Source organism: Niabella beijingensis (assembly GCF_020034665.1).
In the GTDB taxonomy this organism is placed as follows: domain Bacteria; phylum Bacteroidota; class Bacteroidia; order Chitinophagales; family Chitinophagaceae; genus Niabella; species Niabella beijingensis.
The window spans coordinates 2130293-2153817 of sequence record NZ_JAIQDI010000002.1 but is presented as its reverse complement, the minus strand read 5'-3'; the positions used below and the strand labels follow the sequence as shown (position 1 = coordinate 2153817).

Annotated in this window: 11 protein-coding genes; 10 read left to right on the top strand and 1 reads right to left on the bottom strand. The window is 48.7% G+C overall.

The annotated features are described in order from the left end of the window. Positions 1 to 57 precede the first annotated feature (57 nt). The 10 genes from K7B07_RS25050 (at position 58) to K7B07_RS25005 (ending at position 21227) form a co-directional block, all read left to right on the top strand. Positions 58 to 1728, top strand: a complete 1671-nt coding sequence (locus K7B07_RS25050) for a RagB/SusD family nutrient uptake outer membrane protein (protein WP_223713286.1) — start codon at positions 58 to 60, stop codon at positions 1726 to 1728. Between the two features lie 77 nt (positions 1729 to 1805). After that, the gene (locus K7B07_RS25045) at positions 1806 to 4265 is read left to right on the top strand and encodes a glycoside hydrolase family 2 TIM barrel-domain containing protein (protein ID WP_223713285.1); all 2460 of its coding nucleotides are present in this window, start codon (positions 1806 to 1808) and stop codon (positions 4263 to 4265) included. A gap of 30 nt (positions 4266 to 4295) precedes the next feature. Next, positions 4296 to 6236: a glycoside hydrolase family 97 protein gene (locus K7B07_RS25040; RefSeq protein ID WP_223713284.1), complete on the top strand. Its 1941-nt coding sequence runs from the start codon at positions 4296 to 4298 to the stop codon at positions 6234 to 6236. A 159-nt stretch (positions 6237 to 6395) separates the two neighbouring features. Next, entirely contained in the window at positions 6396 to 8366 is a 1971-nt protein-coding gene (locus tag K7B07_RS25035) for an alpha-L-arabinofuranosidase C-terminal domain-containing protein (RefSeq protein WP_223713283.1), read from the top strand. 451 nt (positions 8367 to 8817) lie between these two features. Continuing rightward, the gene (locus K7B07_RS25030; RefSeq protein ID WP_223713282.1) at positions 8818 to 11640 is read left to right on the top strand and encodes a glycosyl hydrolase; all 2823 of its coding nucleotides are present in this window, start codon (positions 8818 to 8820) and stop codon (positions 11638 to 11640) included. Between the two features lie 106 nt (positions 11641 to 11746). Then, complete coding sequence (locus K7B07_RS25025; RefSeq protein WP_223713281.1) at positions 11747 to 13162, top strand: glycoside hydrolase family 28 protein; 1416 nt, start codon at positions 11747 to 11749, stop codon at positions 13160 to 13162. 124 nt (positions 13163 to 13286) lie between these two features. Then, positions 13287 to 14075 carry a rhamnogalacturonan acetylesterase gene (locus K7B07_RS25020; RefSeq protein WP_223713280.1) on the top strand — a complete coding sequence of 263 codons (789 nt, stop codon included), beginning with the start codon at positions 13287 to 13289 and terminating at the stop codon, positions 14073 to 14075. Between the two features lie 302 nt (positions 14076 to 14377). Continuing rightward, positions 14378 to 15757, top strand: coding sequence for a glycoside hydrolase family 88/105 protein (locus K7B07_RS25015; protein ID WP_223713279.1), 1380 nt, complete (start codon positions 14378 to 14380; stop codon positions 15755 to 15757). 198 nt (positions 15758 to 15955) lie between these two features. Next, complete coding sequence (locus K7B07_RS25010; RefSeq protein ID WP_223713278.1) at positions 15956 to 19216, top strand: SusC/RagA family TonB-linked outer membrane protein; 3261 nt, start codon at positions 15956 to 15958, stop codon at positions 19214 to 19216. Positions 19217 to 19244: 28 nt separating this feature from the next. Continuing rightward, complete coding sequence (locus K7B07_RS25005) at positions 19245 to 21227, top strand: RagB/SusD family nutrient uptake outer membrane protein (RefSeq protein WP_223713277.1); 1983 nt, start codon at positions 19245 to 19247, stop codon at positions 21225 to 21227. Positions 21228 to 21320: 93 nt separating this feature from the next. Here K7B07_RS25005 and K7B07_RS25000 read toward each other — a convergent pair whose 3' ends face one another. Further along, positions 21321 to 23480, bottom strand: a complete 2160-nt coding sequence (locus K7B07_RS25000) for a hypothetical protein (RefSeq protein ID WP_223713276.1) — start codon at positions 23478 to 23480, stop codon at positions 21321 to 21323. Positions 23481 to 23525: the final 45 nt, after the last annotated feature.

Here is a 23525-nt window from a genome sequence, read left to right as displayed (position 1 = left end):
TGCTGCACCGGCGCGGCTGATGCGGATCCGGCAATACCAGCAATAAAAAGTAAAAACATGAAAAGAATTATTCTGCCAATAGCAATAATGGGAGCAATCCTGTCCTCATGCAAAAAAGAATTCCTGAATCTGACCCCCACCACTACCATCTCCGATCTTTCCATTTTACAGGATTCCGCTTTGTTTGAGAATTATGTGGTCAACCGGTATATGGGAATAAAGATCATCGATAAGGAGGGTGAAGGGACCCTGCCCGGTTTCGGAAGGGCATTTGAATACAGTATGTGGAGTTCTAACTCCGATGAATCGATTTATAATAATGATGATGGCAGCTGGCTGATACAAAGAGGGCAGATAGCTCCCGAAAACCTGGGAAATGCGGGAGCTTTCTGGGGCAGAAGCTACCGGGGGATCAGAGACTGTAACTGGGCACTGAATAATATTTCAGCGGTTGCTATAAGCGATCAGCATAAAAATTACATAATCGGCGAACTGAAATTTATACGCGCCTTCCGGTATCATGATCTTATCAGGAATTATGGAGGGATTACCCTGGTGGGTGATAAAGTATACGAGCTGAAGGATAATTTAACCGATCCGGCTATTTTTACGAGGGCCGGTCTTAAGGAGTCGATCGACTATACGGTTGCACAACTCGATACCGCTGCGCAGCTGCTACCCCGCGATAACAACGGGAGCTGGCCGCTGGGAAGGGCCACAAAGGGCGCGGCACTGGCTTTGAAGGCACGGTTGCTGTTATATGCCGCAAGTCCGCTTTACAATTGCGCTACCTGGGCGGCGGCTGCAACCGCCGCAAAAGAGGTGATGGACCTGAATAAATATGCGATCCAGGCCGATTACGCTTCTTTATTTATTGATCAGGCTATGTCAGGTAATGAAATTATTTTTGGCCGCCAGTACACAATCACCGCACCCCACGTACGAATGGAGATCGCAAACGGGCCCAATGGTTATGATGGCTGGGCCGGTAACACACCGCTTCAGAACCTGGTGGATGCCTATCAGATGAACAATGGTAAGGATATCACGGACGCTGCATCCGGTTATGATCCGGATAAGCCTTATGAAAACCGGGACAAACGGTTCTATTATACGATTCTCTATAATGGAGCCGCTTACCGGGGACGTACTATAGAAACCTTTACACCGGGAGGCAGGGACAGCAAAGATGGCCCGTCTAACTGGAACACCACGAAGACCGGGTATTACCTGCGGAAATTTATGAATGATGCAAACCCGATTCAGAATCCCTGGTCTTCTGCCGGACAGCAACCCTGGATATACATGCGTTATGCAGAAATACTCCTGAATTATGCAGAAGCACAAAATGAAGCTTCCGGTCCGGACGGGTCCGTTTACACAGCGGTAAACCAGGTACGGCAGCGATCCGGTGTGGGGCAGCCTCCGTTGCCATCCGGGTTGTCCCAGGTGCAAATGAGAGCCGCCATAAGAAAAGAGCGGCAGGTAGAACTGGCCTTTGAGGAACACCGGTTTTATGATGTGCGCCGGTGGAAGATTGCCGGTGTTACCGAAAATGCAGCAGCGAGCGGAATGACCATTGTAAAAAATGCGAACGGTACGTTTTCATATACCCGGAAGGTTGCTTTGGAGGGGAAGGCCTTTTCTGATAAGAACTACTGGCTGCCCATTCCCCGTTCAGAAATACTGGCTTCCGACAATCAGTTAAAGCAAAATGAAGGATATTAGTACGGGGGCGGCCTGTATGTCGGGCTGCAAGGCCAAAAAAGGCAGTGGTATCTACTTTTATTATTTAAAAATGTTCAATGAAAAAATCAAATTGTCTTTCTTTTATCTATACGATCGTTTTTTTTCTGTCCTGTACAACGGCATTTTCCCAGCCGGGTTTTGGCAATGCCAGTAAAATCAACGAAGGCTGGTCTTTTGCGTTGAGCAATGATACTGTTGCCACACGGCCGGCCTCCGGTCTGAAATGGCAGCCGGTTGCAATCCCTCATGACTGGAGTATAACGCAAAAGCTGGATCCGAAGAATGCAAGCAGCATGGGATACCTTCCCGGAGGCATCGGATGGTACAGGAAATCACTGGTGATACCAAGGAAGAAAGACAAAGTGTATATTTATTTTGAGGGGGTCTATAACCGGAGTGAAGTTTTTATAAACGGGAAATCCATCGGAAAAAGACCGAATGGGTATGTTTCTTTTATGTTTGACATTACACCCCATGTTCATTTCGGAGAGGAAAACGAAATACTGGTGCGGGTAGACCATCACCGGGCTGCAGATTCCCGGTGGTACACAGGTGCCGGCATCTACCGGGATGTTTGGCTGGTGCATGCAGCGTCCGTTCATATTGCAGAATGGGGCGTGTACGCCTGGCCGGAACTGGAAAAGGACAAAGGCGTCCTTAATGTGGAAGTAGGTGTGGAGAATCATTTGACAAACACGGCACCGGTGACCGTTGTAAATGAATTGGTAAACGCTGCCGGCAAAACCGTGGCAACAAGCCGGAAAGTACTGCCGGCAAAACCGGGTGCGTCTGACAGGCTCCGGGTGCAGTTGGCAGTTCCGGATCCGCAGCTTTGGGAATTGCAAACGCCTGCTTTATATCAGCTGAAAACAACGGTGCTGAAAGACGGCCGGCCTGTTGATGCGGTAACAACACGTACCGGATTTCGGAAATTTACATTTGATCCGGATAAGGGCTTTGCATTGAACAATAAATGGATGAAAATAAAAGGGGTCTGTCTTCACCATGATGCAGGCGTATTAGGTGCCGCGATGTACAGGGAAGTGTGGCGCCGGCGGTTGAAGCAGTTGAAAGAACTGGGCGTTAATGCTATAAGATCCACCCATAATCCTCAGGCCACGATGTTTTATGATCTTTGCGATGAGTTGGGACTCCTGGTTATGGATGAAGCTTTTGATGAATGGGAGTTTCCCAAGCGAAAGTGGCTGGAGGGCTGGAATGTAGGTACACCGGGTTTTGACGGGACCTATGATTTCTTTGAGGAGTGGGGAGAAAAAGACCTGGCAGATATGGTACGCAGGGACCGGAATCATTTATCCGTTTTTGCATGGAGCATTGGCAATGAAGTAGACTATCCCAATGATCCGTATTCACACCCGGTGCTTGATGGTTCCGGCGAAAGCGGGTTCACACAAAAGATATTCGGAGGGTACAAAAAAGATGCCCCGGATGCAATGCGTTTGGGAGTGATCGCTAAAAGGCTGGCTACGGTAGTAAGAACCTACGACCGCTCGCGTCCGGTAACAGCAGGCCTGGCAGGCGTGGCGATGTCAAATGAAACCGGATATCCCGGAGCGCTGGATATTGCCGGTTATAACTATACCGAAAGCCGGTACGCAATGGATCATAAAAAATACCCCGGGCGTGTTATATTCGGCAGTGAAAACCGGCACGACCTGGAAGCCTGGAAAGCGGTGCATGATAACGAATATATCTTTGGGCAATTCCTGTGGACGGGTATCGATTACCTGGGTGAATCGGGCAGATGGCCTTCAAGAGGGTTTTACTCCGGCCTGCTCGATTTCGGAGGTTTTATAAAGCCGCGTGGTTATTTCAGGCAATCATTATGGAGCGAAAAACCCATGGTGTATCTGGGTACCTATCCCTTATCCGGAAAAAGCAATAAGCCCACGGCAGGAGTGCTTACTGAAAATGAGATCACCAGGGAGCGACCCCCTTCAATGGATGCCTGGTCTTCGTGGAATTATGAGGAAGGACAGCGCATTCGCGTTGTCTGTTACACGAATACGCCCAGGGTAAGGCTGTTGCTTAATGAAAGACAGGTGGATGCCGTAAAAGCTTATGATGATAAAACCGGGATCGTCTATTGGGATATCCCTTACCAACCCGGAGTACTGAAGGCCGAAGGACTGAATGCTGTCAATAAAACAGTAGCTTTATATACCGTTCAGACTTCAGGAGCACCATATGCATTAAAGGTGATCGAAAAAATCGACGGCAGTAATGATAATGTTGTCCAGGTGGCTGTACAGGTGGTAGATGCCAACGGTCTTCCGGTTACCTATACAGATGTTGACATAACCTGCACCGTATCCGGCGGAAGCCTGCTGGGACTTGAAGCGGGCGATAACGGGGATATGGGCGACTATACGGATCACCGGCAAAAGACCTTCAGGGGGCGTCTTATCGCTTATATAAAAAGAAGGGAAAAGAACAACAAGGTGCAGGTCGTTTTTACCGCACCACAATTGAAAGAGGGACGTGTTGTCCTGTAATCTATTTTTTCAGTTAATTGTCAGGAACGCATGAAGAAATTTTGTCTGTGGATGGCGGGGATGGCTATATCCCTCTTTTCGGCGGCGGAGGAGGTAAAGATAAAGGGGCCGGACGGCAGCCTGGAACTGGCTTTTGTAATAACGGAGGGCCGTTTGGCGTATAAGGTAAATTATAACGGAAAGGTATTTCTGAGCAGCTCACCGCTGGGATTGAAAACCTCTATGGGTGATTTTAGTCATGACCTTCTGCTGGTAAATCAGAAAACCTCTGGTATCACTGAGGAGTACACGCTGAACAGATCCAAGCAATCGAGGGTATATTATAAAGCCAATGAGCTTGTGCTGACGGTTGCCAATACCCAAAAGCAGACCCTTGATATAATCTTCCGGGTCAGTAATAATGATGTGGCCTTTTGTTATGCCCTGCCCCGGCAAAGCGGGAGAGCGGGTGTAACGGTGCTGCAGGAATTGACAGGTTTCAGATTCCCGTTGCAGACCACCACGTTTCTAACGCCTCAAAGTGTGGCAATGACGGGCTGGAAGCGGACAAAGCCCAGCTATGAAGAGCCTTATAAGGCGGGCGCTTCAATGGATACTCCTTCATTGTATGGAAAGGGATACACGTTTCCCGGTTTGTTCCGGGTGGGAAAAGAAGGGTGGGTACTGGTGAGTGAGACCGGCGTGGACAGCCGTTATTGTGCATCGCGCCTGAGTGAATATCAATCAGACGGTTTGTACACAATTGCTTTTCCGATGGCAGAAGAAAATGACGGGAACGGTACGGTTGCCCCTGCATTTGCATTGCCCGGGCAGACTCCCTGGCGCACTCTTACAGTAGGAGAAACCCTACGGCCTGTTGTTGAAACAACGGTTCCCTGGGATGTGGTAAAGCCTTTGTATGAAACGGGCCATGTATACAAATTCGGAAAAGGTACCTGGAGCTGGATCCTTTGGCAGGATAACAGCATCAACTACAATGACCAGGTACGGTATATCGATTTTGCCGCCGCAATGGGATATGAATATGTACTGATCGACAACTGGTGGGATAAAAATATCGGACATCAGCAAATGGAATCCCTGGTAGAATATGCACATAGTAAGAACATCGCTGTTTTTCTCTGGTATAGCTCCAGCGGATACTGGAATGATATTGAGCAGGGGCCTGTTAACAGGATGGACAATCCGATCCTGCGCAAACGCGAAATGAAATGGCTGCAGGGTCTGGGAGTAAAGGGCATCAAGGTTGATTTTTTTGGAGGCGACAAACAGGAAACGATGCGGCTGTATGAGTCCATTCTCAGTGATGCCGATGATTTTGGACTCATGGTATTATTCCACGGGGCTACGCTACCCCGGGGATGGGAGCGTATGTATCCGAACTATGTGGGCAGTGAGGCGGTACTGGCTTCAGAGAACATGGTATTTAATCAGGCTTCCTGTGATGCAGAGGCCTTTAATGCCAGCCTGCACCCCTTTATCCGGAACGCGGTGGGCAGTATGGAATTCGGGGGAAGCTTTTTAAATAAACGGCTTAATAAAAACAACGACGGAGGCTCTGTAAGGCGTACCACGGATGTGTTTCAGCTGGCAGCGGCGGTATTGTTTCAAAACCCTGTCCAGTTTTTTGCTTTAGCGCCGGATAATCTGAAGGATGCGGCTCCGGTATGTATCGATTTTATGAAGAAGGTACCCGTTACCTGGGATGAAATACGCTATATTGATGGATACCCCGGAAAATATGTGGTATTGGCCCGCCGGCATAAGGAGCGCTGGTATGTTGCCGGCATCAATGCGCAGCAGCAACCGGTCCGGGTGAAGATGAATCTTTCCATGTTGGCCGGCCGGCCGGTAAGGCTGCTTACGGATGACCGGAAAAAAGCGCCCGCGGAACGGCAGGTGCACATTGGAAAGGATGGCCTGACGGAACTGGTGGTAGTGCCCGGTGGTGGATTTGTAATGATACAGTAAAAGACTTCTGGAGCCGGATAAACGATTTGGAGATATTCGCGAAGGTATTTATATTCGGTTATTAATTGTTTTTAATACAATTAATAATCTGCCGGACAACTGCAGGTTGCCGGAAACAGCAGTAGCGGCGAAAAGATCGTTTGCCGCGTAATTTCTGATATGAAACAAAAAATACAATTGCTCTTTTTCCTGTTTTTAACACAGCAGGGAATAGCACAGGATAAAACTTTTGTGATCCGTACCGGTGAGCCGGTAGCAGCCGTGTCTCCCACGATGTACGGCGTTTTCTTTGAAGACATCAATATGGGCGCGGATGGCGGTCTTTACGCAGAACTGGTAAAGAACCGGTCGTTCGAATTTTTCAAACCACTGATGGGCTGGAAGGTGGAGCAAAATCCCTACCGGGAAGGCGCGGTGCTAGTACTGAACCGGAAAGAGCAGCATACGGCAAATCCCCGTTTTCTCCGGATAACCCTTCCCGGCGACGGCCCCCGGTCTCTTTCACTTATCAATGAAGGGTTCAGGGGAATGGGAATCAAAAAAGACCTCCGGTATGATTTTTCCTTTATGTACGCGAGCGCGGCGGCAGGCTTAACGGTCCGGGCCGAACTGTGCAATGCAAAAGGGCAGGCTATCGGATCAGCAGTACTGATCCCGCCGGCTACAGGCGGTGTATGGAGAAAGCAGGAGCTGCAATTCACCGCAACTGCAACGGAAGAAAAAGCACTGCTTAAGATCACTCTTGAAGGCAACGGAACGATCGACCTGGATATGATTTCCCTGTTCCCGGGCGATACCTGGAGGGGAAGAAAAGGAGGCCTGCGCGCAGACATGGTACAGATGCTGGCAGATATGAAGCCCGGCTTTATCCGCTTTCCGGGTGGCTGTATTGTGGAAGGGTATGATCTTTCGCAACGTTATCAATGGAAAAAAACGATCGAACCTGTAGAAGAACGGCAGCTGCTGATTAACCGGTGGAACTTTGAATTTGCACATCGCCCGGCTCCCGATTATTTTCAAACATTTGGCCTGGGCTTTTTTGAATACTTCCAGCTGGCCGAAGATATAGGAGCAGCACCGCTGCCCATACTCAATTGCGGCATGGCCTGCCAGTTCAATGCAGCCGAGGTGGTACCCCTTGATCAGCTGGATCCATACATACAGGATGCGCTGGACCTGATCGAATTTGCAAATGGTCCGACAACTTCAAAATGGGGAAAGATCCGGGCTGATATGGGGCATCCGCAGCCCTTTGGCTTAAGTATGATGGGAGTGGGGAACGAGAACTGGGGCCCCCAGTATCTGGAGCGGCTGCAATTGTTTCAAAAAGCGATCAAAGCAAAATATCCCGATTTCAGGATCGTTGCCAGCTCAGGAACGGATCCTGACGGAAAGCGCTTTGAGCAGCTGGACACTGCACTCCGGGCACTTCATATTGATTTTATTGATGAACATTATTACCGCCCTCCTCAGTGGTTCTTCAGTAATGTAAACCGTTATGATCATTACCCCAGAACAGGCACCAAGGTATTTGCCGGCGAGTATGCAGCACATCCGGAGGGAGTGGCACCGGAAAAAAAGAATAACTGGCTGGCCGCTTTATCCATTGCTGCTTTTCTCACCGGCGTGGAACGGAATGCCGCCGTTGTGGAAATGGCGTCTTATGCCCCTCTTTTTGCGCATACTGCAGGATGGCAATGGTCGCCCGATCTGATATGGGTGAGCAATCTGAAAGCAGCAGGTACTCCTGACTATTATGTGCAGCAATTGTATGCATTGAATAAAGGGACAAAAGTACTCCCGCTCACCCTGAATGACAAAGTGGTTGCCGGACAGGACAGTTTGTATGCGTCGGCAGTGCTTGATGAGCCGGCAAAGGAACTGGTTATAAAAATGGTCAATGCACTTCCGCGCGAACAATCCATCCGGCTTGAGTTGCGTGGGACAAAAAGACGGACGGCATTAGCGAAACTGATCCGGCTTCAGCATACGGATCTGGATGCCATGAATTCGATGGAAGCTCCCCGGACGGTTTTTCCGCAGGAGTCCGGGATCCGTTTATCCGGGAAGCAGCCCCCGGTTACCCTGGCGCCTTATTCCTTTACCATTCTCCGGATACCGTATTCATGAAATTGACGTGGCACAACAGGGATCAGATACACGTAAGATAAAGATACAGCAGCGGCCATCTGATCTGGAAAAATTGAAAAAATAAATAAGTGTTTATTTGACAATTAATTTATTTTTTTTATATTCGGATAACCATTTGTAAAAACCTGGTGAATGATGCGATAAAGACGGGCAGCTCGGTAACGATTGTTTTGTAAGGCCCGTTGATAAAGATAGTGCATAACCAAAGTGGTGACCTTTCCGGTTAACCGGGATCAGCAGTATGCAATCGTTTGCGTAAAAACAAGCCGAACCGCAGGATGCTACAGGATAGATCGGGAAGTACGATGCACTATTTTTAGGTACGTCGTAACAATAAAGTAACGTAGGGTTGCAGTAATGAATGATTGTAACGTCCTGCGCCCGATAAACCGGTAACCATAATCATAAAAGAGAACTAATAGTGATACGTATGATCCGATTTCTATTGCTGGGAGCAGGATGTTTATTGGTGAATACTGCCGTTGCACAGATCAGCTGGCCGGCTGTTACGCAAACCAATAAGCCCTGGACACGCTGGTGGTGGCAGGGAAGTGCGGTAAACAAACAGGGGCTGACCTGGAATCTGGAACAATACAATAAGGCGGGCATCGGAGGAACGGAAATCACACCGATCTATGGTATACAGGGGCAGGAGAAAGAATTTGTTGATTTTCTTTCCCCTCAATGGATGGAGCTTTTTACGTTCACCCTTCGGGAAAGTAAGCGGCTTGGACTTGGGGTGGATCTTGCAAACGGAACGGGATGGCCATTTGGTGGTCCCTGGGTAAAAGACGAAGACGCCAGCAAATCGATATTTTATAAAACATTTTCGCTGAATGCGGGCATACGCCTGAAAGACCGGATCATCTATTTCCGTGAGGGCTATGTACACACTGCCAATAACCGGGCATTAAATACCAGTGCGATAAAAAATCCGCTTTCAGGTAATAAGGATCTTCAGCAGCTGGCGCTGGACCAGGTACAGTTCCCGGGTAAATTACCCCTGAAGACATTGATGGCGTACAATGCAACAATGGCACCGCTTGATCTTACTGCAAAGGTGGACAGCGCCGGAATACTGGACTGGGTGCCACCCGCAGGCACCGGTACATGGACCCTGTACGCCCTGTTTGAGGGACTGCATGGCAAAATGGTGGAAAGGGCTGCCCCGGGAGGGGAAGGTTACGCCATCGATCATTTTTCAAAGGCGGCGGCGGATCATTATTTTAAACGGTTTGATGACGCTTTCAAAGGATATGATATCAGTTATCTGAGGGGATTTTTTAATGACTCCTATGAGGTAGACGATGCCCGGGGGCAGGCCAACTGGACGCCGGATTTCTTTTCCGAGTTCAAAAAAAGAAAAGACTATGACCTGCGCCATTACCTGCCCGCATTGTTTGGTAACGATAATGCGGATAGGAACAGCAGGGTGATCTATGATTACCGTTCGGTTATTGATGCATTATTATTAGAGCATTTTACGATGGAATGGAAAAAATGGGGTGCTTCAAGGGGAGCGGTTTTACGTAACCAAAGTCATGGGTCGCCGGCCAATACACTGGACCTTTACAGTGTGGTGGATATTCCGGAGACAGAAGGCACTGATGTGTTGCGCTTTAAATTCGCAGCCTCTGCGGCTAATGTGACCGGTAAGCAACTGATTGCATCGGAATCAGCCACCTGGCTCAATGAGCATTTTCTGTCCTCCTGGGGTGATGTGAAAAAGGCGATTGACCGCTATTTCCTCGGCGGGGTGAATCATATCTTTTATCATGGTATTGCCTATTCACCACGCACGGCAGCCTGGCCCGGATGGCTGTTCTATGCGGCGGTGCATTTTCAGCCCACCAATCCGCAATGGAACCATTTTCATGCATTGAATACCTATGTGGCCCGTGTGCAGAGCTTTTTGCAGCAGGGCCGGCCGGATAATGACATCCTGCTTTATTATCCGATCATCGATCGTTATTCAGATCCGGGCAAAGCCCTGCTTCAGCATTTTGACGGAATGGAACGAAACTTCGAGCATACAGACTTTGAGCAGGTCTCAAAGGATCTGCTTGATAAGGGATATAGCTTTGACTTTTTTTCCGACAGGCAATTGCAGCAATTCTCTTCTTCAGATGAAAATATTATTTCGGGCGGTAACACCTATAAAGCGATTTTACTTCCGGCCAGTAAGCTGATTTCAATCGCCTCCGCTGAAAAGATCCTGCAACTGGCAAAATCCGGCGCCCGGATACTGGTTTATAAAGAACTTCCGCATGATGTTCCGGGGCTGCAGGATCCGGAGGCCCGGAGGCAAAAGCTGGGACAACTTTTCGCTCCGCTTAAATTTATCACGCGGGATGGTATAGAAAAGGCCGTCGTGGGAAAAGGGGCCATCTATAAAAGCGACCGGCTCGACCTGCTTATGAATGCCGCTGGTGCCCGGCAGGAGCGGTTTCCGGGAAAAGACATATACCTATTACGGAGAAAGAACCCTGACGGAAGGACCTACTTTATAGATAACCGTACGGATCTGCCGGTTGAAGACTGGTTGACACTGCAGGATAGCGCCGCAGCAGTGGCTTTATTTGATGCCGCTACCGGAGAAAAAGGGATGGCCAGATGGAAAAAAAATAATAACGGCGGTTTGGATGTATGGGTACAGCTACAACCACAGGCATCGCTGATCCTGAGATCTTATCATAAAAAACAGGAAGGTGCTCCTTTTCCCTATCGGCTTGGAAACGGTGCCTCCGTTACACTTGATGGCCACTGGAAGCTGGAGTTTCTGGAAGGAGGACCTGTAATACCCGAACCGGTAATAGAGATACAGCCGGGATCCTGGACCGATCTGGATGTGCCATCTGCCGGTGATTTTTCGGGAACGGCAAAGTACAGTACAACATTTGCGAAGCCGGGGAATGCGCCGGGATATTTGTTAAATCTGGGCAGGGTGCATGAAACCGCCGAAGTGATCCTAAACGGCAAAAGCCTGGCAACGCTGATAGGCCCCTCATTCACCACCGTGATCCCTGCATCTGAATTACGGGCAACAAACAAACTGGAAATAATAGTGGCCAACCTGATGGCCAACCGGATCGCTTATATGGATCGTAATAAGCTCCCCTGGAAAGTATTTTATAACATCAATATACCCGCGCGGTTAAAGGAGAATACAATGGATGGTCTGTTTAATGCGGCGCACTGGAAGCCACAGCCATCGGGGCTTTTAGGACCGGTAACGATGACGCCGTTAAAATAATAAAGCAACCGGGTGCCCTTCAGCGCATCCCTGTTGTTACCCGGTAACAAAGCCCTGACTCTGTCAGAACACAGCAAACACGGACGGGGCTAAAAGTAAAATGAAAATGAAGAGGAATTTTTTTTTGTTTTTGTGTTTTATGTGGTCGGCCATTGTTTGTGGCCAAACCCCCGGGTGGGTGAAACGGGTGGGGGCCAGATCATTTCCGGCTGTTCAGAAAATCTATAGTGTAAATGGATACAGGGTTTATAAAAATAGCTCAAAGCTAAGTACCGATGGCATTCAGAAAGCCATCGACGCGTGCAGTAAAAAAGGAGGCGGCATTGTCCGTTTTGAAAAGGGGACATATACAACGGGTGCACTTTTTATAAGAGAAGGGGTGCAGTTATGTATTGATGAAGGCGTGCTGTTGCTGGGTAGCGAGGATATAAGGGATTATCCTGAAATCGATTCCCGTATTGCCGGCATCGAAATGAAATGGCCGTCTGCATTGATCAATATCCTTAATGTAAAGAACGCAGCGCTTACCGGCAAAGGGGTCGTCAATGCAAGAGGAAGGTTTAATTGGGACCTGTACTGGAAAATGAACAAAGAATATACCGCGAAAGGTCTTCGCTGGATCGTTGACTATGACGTGAAACGCGTGCGTACCCTGCTGGTGCAGAATTGTGAAAACATCACATTGAAAGAGGTGACTTTTAAGAATGCGGGTTTTTGGACGGTACAGGTACTTTATTCCAAACAGATAACCATTGACGGATTGGTGATCCGCAATAATGAAGACGGCCATGGTCCCAGTACAGACGGTATTGATATTGATTCATCCAGTTGGGTGCTGGTCGAACATTGTGATATTGATTGCAATGATGATAATTTCTGTCTGAAAGCAGGACGCGATTGGGATGGTTTAAGAGTTAACAGGCCTACCGAATATATAGTAATAAGGAAGTCGCTGGCCAGGCGGGGTGCCGGTCTGATCACCATTGGCAGTGAAACGTCCGGCGGCATCCGGCATGTACTGGCCGAGGACCTCCAGGGTAAAAACACAGATAATGGATTACGGATCAAATCGGCCACCACGCGGGGAGGTACTGTTGAGGATGTTTATTTTAGAAATGTGGTGCTGGATTCTGTCAATAATGTATTCCAGTTTAACCTGAACTGGTATCCGGCGTACAGTTATTCAACGCTTCCCGGCTGGTACACATATGAAACCGTTCCTTCCCATTGGCGTACATTGTTGCAGAAAGTGGAGCCTGCTGAGAGCGGGATCCCCCAGGCAAAGGATTTTTATATTGAAAATATCAGCGCAACGAATGTAAATACGGCAATAGTGGCTACAGGATTGCCACAGTCTTTGATCCGCAATTTTCATTTTAAAAATTGCCGTATTGAAGCCCGGATGCTGAGTGAGATGGAGTATACCAAAGATTGGCACTTTGATAATTTTATTGTTTCGATTGATAAAAAAAACGCGGCCGCCCGGCCCGGCGGAAAGGAAACTGAAGAACGGATGAAATGATACCCGGACTTTAACCGGTAATGTCTGTGTGAGGGTTGTTGATAGAGGAAGCGGACGAAACATCCCTGTATGTCAGATGATCACTTATGGTAAAGAATAATGCAATAATCAAATCAGGTATAAAATGAAATATGCAACCTGTTTACTGATAGCAGTATTTAGTATACTGGGGTCTTTTTCTTTTTTAAAAAGGCATCCAGTACTTTATATTATTGGTGATTCTACGGTTAAAAATGGTAACGGAAAAGGAGCAGATGCCCTTTGGGGATGGGGGAGCCTGATCGATAATTATTTTGATACAACAAAGATCGCCATCCGGAACCATGCGATCGGCGGACGCAGCAGCCGTACTTTTATTACTGATGGCCGCTGGGATGCTATTTTAAAAACACTGAAAAAAGGCGATTATGTCATCATTCAGTTTGGACACAATGACAGCGGCCCCCTGGATGATACTGCGCGGGCCAGGGGAACGATAAAAGGTATTGGTGATGCATCGCAGGAAATATATAATCCCATCCGTAGAATAAAAGAGACGGTTTATACATATGGTTACTATATACGCAAGCTGATCAATGATACTAAGTCAAAAGGCGCCGTCGCGATTGTTTGTTCGCCCATACCACGGAATGATTTTAAAGACGGAAAAGTTAAAAGAAATGACCTGGATTATGGCGGCTGGGCAAAACAGGTTGCTGTAGCAACCGGTGCTTTTTTTGTGGATCTGAATCAGCTGATTGCGGATAAGTATGACCGGCTGGGTCCGGATGCGGTGAACGCATTTTTCCCTAAAGATCATACGCATCCCAACCTGGACGGTTCCCGGTTAAATGCGGGAATGGTGGTACAGGGCATCGGTCAGTTATCCGGTTGTGATCTGAAGCTGTTCTTAAAAAAACAAGAACAGCAATAATGGGTTGTTTTAAAATGCCGGATGGCGGGAAGCTTTGCAAAGCGCAGTGAAGTTGCCGTATGCGTATCTCTGTATCAGTGTGAGCACTGGTTCGCACCGGTGATGTGTTGTGATTGGTTTGTGTTTTGCGCCCGGAAATACTGATGTTGTTATTTATGCAATCGATTGCGTAAATAAACAGTTTTTTACAGGATGCTACAGGACGGATCATAGTAAAATGGGCTCTATTTTCGTTTTGTGTTCTTCCTGAATACAGGATTGCTTTTAAACCGCCGCTGTTCGTTATTAAACCTGAAGCTTGCATGATGAAAAAAAATCTTCTCCGTTATGGTTTTCGGTGTACAGGCTGGTGTGGTGTGCTGTTGCTTTTAACAGTGGATATGAAGGCGCAGTATGTGACGACCCCGGGCAATGATGCAACAACACCATTGCACCTGATGAAACCGGATTATACCATCCCCTACGGGGTGACCACTCCTGTTATGATCAAAGCCGTACTGGACAGGATCTATCACTATCTTGACAGTGTAACGCCGATGTTGCTGGTGGATGAAGAAACCTTATCTCCGGTTACAGCTCTTTCGGATGCCGGTCCGGGTACGATTTTTAAACCAGGTGATTTTCGTCTGATCAGTTACGAATGGGGTGTTACCTATTGCGGAATGCTGGAAGCCGCCGCTGCCACGGGAGACAGAGCGTATAAGACGTATGCTATTGACCGGATTCAGTTTATTGGCGATGTGGCGGCACATTACCGTTCCCGGTTAAAAGAACTACCCGGGAGTATTACACCGGTGCGATCGGTTCTTGATCCGCATGCGCTGGATGATGCAGGCGCTATTGCATTTGCTATGATCAAAGCCCTGCGTGCAGGGGCAAAACCGGCAGCCGTTCGGCCTATGATTGAGCGCTATATCGATTATATACTCACTAAAGAATTCCGGCTTACCGACGGTACATTGGCCCGGAACCGGCCTCAGCCCAATACGTTGTGGCTTGATGACCTTTATATGAGCCTGCCGGCATTAGCACAAATGGGAACATTGACCCATGACAATAAGTATTTTGAAGAAGCACTCCGACAATACCGTCAGTTTTCAAAAAGGATGTTTAATGAACAGAACCAGTTATACATGCATGGCTGGGTACAGGACATGGATCCGCATCCATCGTTTTACTGGGCACGTGCAAACGGGTGGGCATTGATGACCAAGGTCGAATTACTCGATGCGCTTCCCGATAACTATCCGGGAAGGGAACTGTTGTTAGATCGGCTTAAAAAACACGTGGCAGGCCTGACCAGCTACCAGGATAAAACCGGGCTCTGGCATCAGCTTATCGACAGGAATGATGCTTACCTGGAGACATCGGCTACCGCGATATATGCTTATTGCATTGCAAAAGCGATCAACAGGGGATGGCTGGATGCAAAAGCCTATGGACCCGTTGCACTGCTGGCTTGGAATGCTGTCAGCACAAAGGTTACAGCCAGGGGGCAGGTGGCGGGCACCTGTGTGGGGACCGGTATGGGCTTTGATCCGGCATTTTATTATTACCGTCCTGTAAGCAATTTTGCTGCACATGGATATGGTCCTGTATTGCTGGCCGGAGCCGAAATGTACCGGCTGTTACAACAACATCCGTTTGAGATAAATGATAGTGCTGTACAAATGATTCGCTAAGTAACCCTGAACATATATGATGCGCTTATCCGTGTGCTGTTCTTTGTGAACCGCAGCGGGCACCCCGGCAATATGTGGAGTGTTTGGCTGTTACTGCCTTCCGGAGGCAGGATGAGAGGGGCATGCCGCTGCGGAAGCGGCAACTGGTTTCACTGGTATAATATTCTTCATACTTAATATTAAATCAAACAAGTTTATATGAGAAAGAAAACCCTTCTATTGCGGGTGCTGGTCATAATGATGACGACCCTGCTTTTTTATTGCTCCGAAACATTATCCGCGCAGGACGTAAAGGTAATAACGCTGACTGGTGCAGTAACCGACGCTTCCGGGAAGCCGGTAGCCGGAGCCACCGTAGCGGTACAGGCCGGTACCACCACTACTGTTGCCACAGATGCAGCTGGTATTTTCCGCTTGACAGTACCGCTGCGTTCGGTGCTCATCATTTCGAGTGTAGGTTTTGAAACACAACAGGTGACGGTTACGGAGGAGCGGCTTAATGTGGTCCTGCAGCAGTCGGCCTCTGAAATGGACCAGGTGGTAGTGGTGGGATACGGCACTCGTAAAAAAAGCGATGTAACGGGGGCCATTGCTTCGGTTTCGGGCGACAATCTCCGGAGTGTACCGGTAACCAATCTGACACAGGCCCTGCAAGGGCGGGTTACCGGTGTGGTTGCCACGCCCAACAGCTTTAAACCCGGTAGCGGCAATACCATCCGGATCAGGGGCAATCGTTCACTAAGTGCCAGCAATGAACCCTTATATGTAGTGGATGGTTTTCCGGTAAGCTATACCATCGACGATATGAACCCCGCAGATATCGAATCGGTGGATATCTTAAAAGATGCCTCTTCTACGGCCATTTATGGTGTACGCGGGGCCAACGGAGTTGTTCAGATCACCACAAAAAAAGGAAAGGCCGGAAAAGTAAATGTTACCTATATGGGAAGTAAATCGGTGGAAAAGATCATGCGCCCCCTCCCGGTTTTTAATGGTGCTGAACTGGCCGATGCCTGGCGCCAGGCCTTTTTTGCAGACCGTCAGTATACAGCCAACAGAGGCACCGCGTCGGCTACCAATCCATTATATTATTATCCTACTGCAACGAATGATATTGCGCTTTTCTGGACCCGTTTTGGAAGTCAGGAACAATGGAACGCTATAAAAGACGCGTATACCTGGAACGTATACGATCCGGATAATGGTATTTTTATTGCCCGGAAAAGAGCCACAACACCGGAGGAACGGTCGTTGCTCCAGGGACTGGGCATCACTTCGCAGCTTGACAGCATCGATCTGTACGACCCTTCAAAAGTGAGGAGTTACGACTGGCAGGATAAGGTGGGACTCCGGAACGGGAGTACCGATAATCATAGTATTTCCGTATCGGGCGGAAGTGACAAAATCAGGGCATCATTAAACGCCGGTTACTTTAAGCAAAAAGGGATCGAATGGGGACAGGATTATACACGCTATGCTATCGGGAACTCTGTTGAGTTCCGGCCCGCAAAATTCCTGAATTTTGGTACCAGCATCAACTACATACACAGTATTACCAATACCAGCACCAGCTCTTTTGGAAATGCATCGGGGATGATCCCGCTTGTAACTCCCTACGATTCTGCCGGGAACTGGGTGATGTTCCCAAACAAAGACCAGCAAATCATAAATGCGATTAATGACCGGAATACCGTCTTTGATGAAACCAAGGCCAACAGGGTATTTGGTAATATCTATGGCGAGGTAACGCTGCTGAAGGGGCTGAAATACCGCGCTATGTTTGGCGCAGATATACGGAGTTCGGTACGGGGGCAGTTTAACGGTGCACAATCTTCGGTGCGGCTGGGCAGTGCTGCAAATGCAACACAAACTGATAACAGGGCTTCCTCCTGGGTTTTCGATAATATCGTCACTTATAATACAAGTATAAAATCAGACCACACATTAAACTTCACTCTTTTACATGAACTGCAAAGCCTGAACCGTTCTTCGTCGCTTGCAATGAGCGCCAATAACCTGATATTTGAATCGCAGAAATGGTATTCGCTCCAGCGGAATACAGACGCCATTGTTACCGGTTCGGGAACGTATTCGGCTTCCCAATACCTGTCGTACATGGCGAGGGTGGAATACGGATTCCGCAACAAATACCTGCTTACGCTCAGCAACCGTTATGATAATTCCTCAGTATTGTCCGAAGGAAATAAAGGCGCCTGGTTTCCGTCGGCATCTGTCGCCTGGCAGCTGGACCGGGAAGGTTTTTTCGCAAACCAGAAAACATTCAGTGCAGCCCGACTGCGTGCCGGTATCGGTAAAGTAGGCAATGCTTCTATTAATCCGTATCAGACCGGTGGCCCCCTGGGCTTTACAAACTATAACTGGGGAAACGGGACTGCTGCCGTCGGCTCCGCTCCAACAACCTTCCCTACGCCTGATTTAACCTGGGAAAAGACGACCACTACCAACCTGGGGATCGAGTTCGGCCTGTTCAATAACCGGATAAGCGGTGCGGTTGATCTTTATAATGCGAACACCACCGACCAGTTACAGGAACGTTCGATACCTGCAGCAAACGGAGTGACAACCGTATTCTTTAACCTTGGTAAAGTAAACAACAGGGGAATTGAGATCTCGCTGAGCACCCGTAACATCGTAAAAGAACATTTTCAATGGAATTCCGATTTTATGTTCTCAAAGAATAAGGAGAAGATAGTGGATATCGATGGTACCGGCAACAGCAATTTTGCCAATCTCTGGTTATTAGGCGAGCCGCTGCAGGTATACCGCAGTTATCAGAAAGAGGGTGTTTTCCAGTACAGCGATACCGCTGCCGGCGGGGTTTTGGCATCGGTTTACTGGCCCAAGAACGGGCGTGCGAATACCGCCTACCAGCCCGGTAAAATTAAAATTTACGATGCAAACGGAGACTCCTCGTACAGTGAAGCGGATAAAGTGGTATTGGGCTCACACAATCCGGATTTCATTGCAAGCGTTAATAATACATTTACCTACAGGAATTTTGAATTGAATTTTCTGGCCTATTTCCGGGTAGGCGGTCTGTATCGTGTGCCGCGACCGGGCCTGGTGGGACGGTATCAATCCAATAAAGTAAATTACTGGACACCCTCGAATCCTGTTAACGATTATCAGCAGCCCACACAAACCAGTGACATCCCCCTGTACTGGGAGGCCCTTACTTACAGGGATGCCACGTTCATAAAGGTCCGGAATATTACACTCACGTACCGGTTGCCACAAGGTCTCGTATCCCGAATGCATACCCGGAGTTTTGCCATCTATGTGAGCGCCGTAAACCCGATATTGATCCATAACGGGGATAAAGGATACGATCCTGAAACGGTGCCGTATCGCGAATTCGCCGGTAATACCACCAGCCAGGTGGGCCCCAATTCCTATAGTTACAGAAGTTACGTGCTGGGAGTGAGGGTGGACTTATAAGATTTTATCAGATTTAAAACGAATGTATATGAAAAATATAAAACAGAATATAAAATGGCTTGTTGCGGGAATCCTTATCATAGCGGTTGCTTCCTGTAAAAAATTTATAAAAGAAGAGCTGGTGACAACACTTACAGAAGATTATTATAAAACGGATGTAGGACTTGAGGATCTTGTGAAGTCGGCGTATGCTCCGTTGCAATGGAAGTTTACGGGAGAGCAATCGTATGCTATGTCCAACTTTGGTACCGATGAATTCCGTGAGGGTGACCAGTTCAACAACGTGCGCTACAATGATTATGATGCGAATCTCAATGCCAATGATATTTTTGTGAATGACATGTGGATCAATAACTACGCGGGCATCCGCCGTTGTAACCAGGGTATCGAGCTGATAACAGCGTATGATAACCCCGGCTCGGCCTTGCTTGGTACGGCGGTTAAAAAAGATAGCCGTGTGGCAGAGCTCAAGGCGCTAAGGGCGTTCTATTATTTTCAGCTGCTTCAGCAATTGGGCGGCGTTCCGCTGGTGTTAACTGTTCCGGCAGCACCGCAGTATGAATTTCCGAGAGCAACGGAGGCGGCCGTATATAACCAGATTATTTCAGATCTGAAAGATGCCGGTGCATTGCTGCCCTGGCGCTATACGGGGGCCGACAATGGCCGTGCAACAAGAGCGATGGCCTATCATTACCTGGCAAAAGTATACCTTACTCGCGGCAGTGCGGTGACGGAACAAAGGGGGCAAAAGCCGACGGATATGGATAGCGCAATATATTATGCCAACGATGTTATTGTCAACAGCGGGCATGTGCTGGAAACAGATTTCGGGAATCTTTTCAATGCTGCCTATCCCGATGGAACGATCGCTCCCCTGGGGCAGAACGGAACGGCGCCAGCGGGCAGTAAGGCAAAGATTGATGCCAACAATGCCAGTAATGAAATTATCTTTGCGGCCCAGTTCAGTGCGAACCTCAATCTTGCGGGGCTTAATAATACGACACACCTGTACTATCCCACGCAATATGATGCGGGTATGCCGGGAATGGTAAGGGATTTTTTTAATGGAAGACCTTACAGAAGGTTGCGCCCGAGCGACTATACGATTGAAATATTTGATAAAATAAACGACTCACGTTTTTTTAAAACATTTCAGACCGTCTTTTACAGGAATGTACCGGTAAAACCAGACGAGACATTCCCCCGCTTTACGGCAGCTAATGCGCCGGCCCCGGATCTGATCGGTCTGCCGCGGGTGATGCTGGGTGATACGGCTGCATTGTTTATTGTGAATCCGCCGGACCGCCCGCTGCTTACTTCACAGATCGCGGCGATGCGGTACTATGCCGTATTTGCGTGGAATAAGCAAACGACCCCCGGAGGCACCATTACTACAGATTTTAATGGCAACAAATACCTTTCGATGATCAAATTCTCGGACCCCATCCGTCTTACAAATACCAACAATGAGCCAAGGGGCATCAGGAACGGAACCTATGCACGTCTGGCAGAAACCTACCTGATCATTGCAGAAGCCTATGGCCGTAAAGGCGACTACGCTACCGCGCTGAATTATGTAAATGTGCTGCGCAGAAGAGCGGCTTATAAGGCAAATGAAACCAGAAGTCCCCAGATATGGCAATACATGGGCGGGCCCCATACGCTGGACAATACAGAAACTGCGAACCTGGCCACGACAGAGCTGTTTGCAACTAACACGCCCGGTGAAGGATACCCGGCGTCTGCGGGCTCAACAGCCGACCGCTTTATTCACTTTATGCTTAATGAAAGAACCCGGGAGCTTTGCGGCGAGTTTTACAGGTGGGAAGACCTCGTGCGCACGGAAACGCTCTTTGAGCGAACAAAACTTTATAACCCGGATATCAGCCCGTCGTTTGCCATTTATCACAAACGGCGGCCCATTCCTTATTTACAGATGATTGCACAGCAGATCAACGGGAAACCGATGACGGCGGAACAGATGGCGGTCTATCAGAACCCGGGATACTAAAGGTATTGAAGATGAAAAGTAGGACAGCCGGGTCCTGATGCTGATAGGTGCGGCGGGCCTGACAATACAGCATGTAAAAAGGGTTAAAAAAAATCAGGGCATTTTTTTTAACCCCTCCCATTTTACGTTCCATTTTCCATTATGCGGAATACCGGGAAGGGTAACATTGCTTTGGTCATAACCAGCACACATCAGGGCAATGGCGGCAAGCAATCCTCCGTTTCCGGGCAGGTAGATCGTGAGCCGCCCATCCTGATAATTGTGGCCATTGGGCAGGTAGGTATTGGTTGGTATGTTCATCAACAGAGCGTCAACGGCTTTATCCGGCATTCCCAGCCGTGTAGCGGTCATTGCGGTCATGGGAAAGTCCCACCCCCAGGTATCTTTCCAGCTCCAGTTATTCCAGATCCAGTTAAACGTGTTGGTCATAATGGTTTCGTCCAGACCCGGTGTTTTGGGAAGCATACCCAGCGCGCCCAGTACAGAGGGGTGATCTGTTTTGTATTCCGGATTGGAGTAGGAATCGGCAGCACTTTCTGTAAACAGGTATTTGCCGTTTTGTACAGGAAACGCAGATAACCGGCTGAGCACTTCATCCCATTTTTTTTCGCGGGGAAGCTTTAGCCGTTCGCGCCACCGTTGTGCGGTCTGCAACCCCCAGCGCCAGTAAGCCAGTTCATAGGTGGGGTTGAATGTATCCTCGGCTTTGAACCGTTCTTGTGCAGCAATGACTCCTTTACCAAGTATAAAACGGGCTTGTTGATTATCATAAAACGGAAAGGACGCCATGAAGGCGGCGGTTGCAAAAACCAGTTCTTTGTATTTATTTAATGTGGCGTCGTCGGGATGTGCCCGGTAGCACAACTCCGCAAAATAAATAAAATGCGGTTGTTGCCATATCAGGAAAGCGCCTACAGAGGAAGGACTTTCTCTGCCCTCATTATCCGTCATTTTTTGCCAGCGAATACCTTTGTAGCCCTGTCTTTTTGCGATCTGACGGGCACCAGCTGCGGCTCTTGCATACCAGGAAAGACTTTTTTCCAAAAGGCCGGTGCGGCCCCACAATGCAAAATGTACGCCATGCCACCAGTGCATTTCCATATGAGGCTTGCCATACCAGCTGTTGTAGGTGAGCCCGGTTTCCTGCGGTGGATTATTTCCGGCGCACTGGATCCTGGTAAGGTATTGGGAAAGAACGATACGCCGTTCCAGCTCAAATGCCCGGCTGTCGGTGCTGCCGGAAAAATCGATAGCGCCACCGCTGTTCCAGAATGCCTGCCACTGATCCCGGCTATTTTGGAGGGTTTCCATATAGGAAGGGGTAGGCGCCGGTTTTCCCGCTGAACTGAAACTGCCGGTAAAACGGAATTGATCCGCTTTGCCGGGTGTTAATAGATAATAGTGGTCCGTCTTCTTCGACAGGACCGCTTGCCCTGTCCACATAGCAGCGATGGTGTAACTGGTCGTGTCGATAATGTGCGTAATGTATGCATGGTTCTTCGAGTGCCTTTTTATGAAAGAGGAATGCGCAGCGTTATTGTTCCAGTTGTTTCCCATATCAGCCCAGTTGCCGGTAGGGTAGGGCAGCCGGATACGAAGCTGCAGGCGGCCTTGCTTTAGTAACGGTGACTGTACCTGCACGGCAATAGCGTCCAGCTGCTGATGACAGTAGGTGGATACCGTAACCGGAGTGCCCTCAACGGTGAAGCGGGAATGAATGGCACCGGTCCACATATCCAGTTCCTGATGCACCTCCCGGATGTCTGTTATTGTTGCAGGAGCACCGTTTTTCAATTGTATCTCAAAGCCAATATTGGCAAGCTGCAGGCGGTGCAGGTTCTGACGGTAATAGTCGGCAGCTTTCCGGTTGGCCTCCGGACCGCCGCCCCATTGAACCGCATAGGAAATAGCCCTTCCGTTGAGGTAATAGGTTTTTAAGGCGTCGCTAAACGGATAATGCGCCGTATTTGGAAAACTGTGCCAGCCCCATTCGCTTTGCGTTCCCAGCGGAACTCCTTTTGCATAAGCATCAGGAAAGGATTGCAACCCCGTTATATCTGTTGTAAAAGCAAAACTGCCGTTACCTACTGAGAGCGCCGCTAATGTATCTGCCCGGTTCAGCCGGATGGTATGGCGCTCCACCAGCGCTTTGCGGTTGATGACCTGTCCCGAGCACTGTACGGATGCTATAGTAAGGGTAAATGTGACGAGGGATATAGACGGGAACCGGATCATTTGTAGTAGCTGTTTCATCTCCAAATTTACTGAACACAGCAGCGGAGCCATCCTGCACAGTCC